Genomic DNA, 2,056 nt, shown 5'->3' on the forward strand with positions numbered 1-2,056 from the left:
GCCATGTTGGTACGCGGGGCGACCTTCTCGAAGCCCTTGTCCTTCAGCCGCTCGGCCCACGCCTCGGCGATGCCCGAGATGTCCCAGCCACGCGCGGCGATCCACCCCAGGTGGGTCTCCAGCACCTGACCGACGTTCATCCGGCCGGGCACGCCCAGCGGGTTGAGGATGATGTCGACCGGGGTGCCGTCCTCCAGGAACGGCATGTCCTCGACCGGCAGGATCTTGGAGATGACGCCCTTGTTGCCGTGACGGCCGGCCAGCTTGTCACCGTCGGTGATCTTACGCTTCTGGGCCACGTAGACGCGGACCAGCTCGTTGACGCCCGGCGGGAGCTCGTCGCCCTCGTCGCGGCTGAACACGCGCACGCCGATGACCTTGCCCTGCTCGCCGTGCGGCACCTTCAGCGAGGTGTCGCGGACCTCGCGGGCCTTCTCCCCGAAGATGGCGCGCAGCAGCCGCTCCTCCGGGGTCAGCTCGGTCTCGCCCTTCGGGGTGACCTTGCCGACCAGGATGTCGCCGGGGACGACCTCGGCGCCGATCCGGATGATGCCGCGCTCGTCGAGGTCGGCCAAGACCTCTTCCGACACGTTGGGGATGTCCCGGGTGATCTCCTCCGGGCCCAGCTTGGTGTCGCGGGCGTCGACCTCGTGCTCCTCGATGTGGATCGAGGACAGGACGTCGTCCTGGACCAGGCGCTGGGACAGGATGATGGCGTCTTCGTAGTTGTGGCCCTCCCACGGCATGAACGCCACGAGCAGGTTCTTGCCGAGCGCCATCTCACCGTTGTCGGTGCAGGGGCCGTCGGCGATGACCTGGTTGACCTCGACCCGGTCGCCCTCGGCGACGATGGGCTTCTGGTTGAAGGAGGTGCCCTGGTTGGAGCGCTTGAACTTGGCGACCCGGTACGTCGTACGCGTGCCGTCGTCGTTCATGACGGTGACGTAGTCGGCCGAGACCTCCTCGACCACGCCGGCCTTCTCGGCGCTGATGACGTCGCCGGCGTCGGTCGCGGCACGGTACTCCATGCCGGTGCCGACCAGCGGCGCCTCGCTCTTGAGCAGCGGCACCGACTGGCGCTGCATGTTGGAGCCCATGAGCGCGCGGTTGGCGTCGTCGTGCTCGAGGAAGGGGATCATCGCGGTGGCGACCGACACCATCTGGCGCGGCGACACGTCGATGTAGTCGACTTCCTCGGCACGGGCGAGCTCGGTCTCGCCGCCCTTGGTACGGACCAGGACGCGGGACTCGGCGAACGACCCGTCGGGGTTGAGCGTCGTGTTGGCCTGCGCCTTGACGTAGCGGTCTTCCTCGTCGGCCGTCAGGTAGTCGATCTGGTCGGTCACCCGGCCGTCGACGACCTTGCGGTAAGGCGTCTCGACGAAGCCGAAGGCGTTGATGCGGCCGTAGGAGGCCAGCGAGCCGATCAGACCGATGTTCGGGCCTTCAGGGGTCTCGATCGGGCACATCCGGCCGTAGTGGGACGGGTGCACGTCACGGACCTCGAAGCCGGCCCGCTCACGGGACAGACCACCGGGGCCGAGCGCGGACAGACGCCGCTTGTGCGTCAGGCCGGCCAGCGGGTTGGTCTGGTCCATGAACTGCGACAGCTGCGAGGTGCCGAAGAACTCCTTGATGGAGGCCACGACGGGACGGATGTTGATCAGGGTCTGCGGCGTGATCGCCTCGACGTCCTGGGTGGTCATCCGCTCGCGGACGACGCGCTCCATGCGGGCCAGGCCCAGGCGGACCTGGTTCTGGATGAGCTCGCCGACGCTGCGCAGGCGGCGGTTGCCGAAGTGGTCGATGTCGTCGACCTCGACGATCACCTCACCGTTGGCGCCCGGCATCGACTCCTCGCCCGCGTGCAGGCGGACGATGTACTCGATGGTGGCGACGATGTCCTCTTCGGTCAGCGTGCCCTGCGTGATCTCGGAGTCGACCCCGAGCTTCTTGTTGATCTTGTAGCGGCCCACCTTGGCCAGGTCGTACCGCTTGGGGTTGAAGTACAGGTTCTCCAGCAGGGTCTGCGCCGACTCCTTGGTCGGCGGCTCAC

The 2,056-nt window shown here is 67.7% G+C and carries 1 protein-coding gene; it reads right to left on the reverse strand.

Features of this window, described 5'->3' with window-relative positions; all coding sequences use genetic code 11:
* A partial coding sequence (gene rpoB / locus AB0C33_RS51105) for a DNA-directed RNA polymerase subunit beta (RefSeq protein ID WP_358303122.1) occupies window positions 1-2,056 on the reverse strand: 2,056 nt, incomplete at both ends.

This window comes from Nonomuraea sp. NPDC048881, assembly GCF_040649795.1.
Lineage (GTDB): Bacteria > Actinomycetota > Actinomycetes > Streptosporangiales > Streptosporangiaceae > Nonomuraea.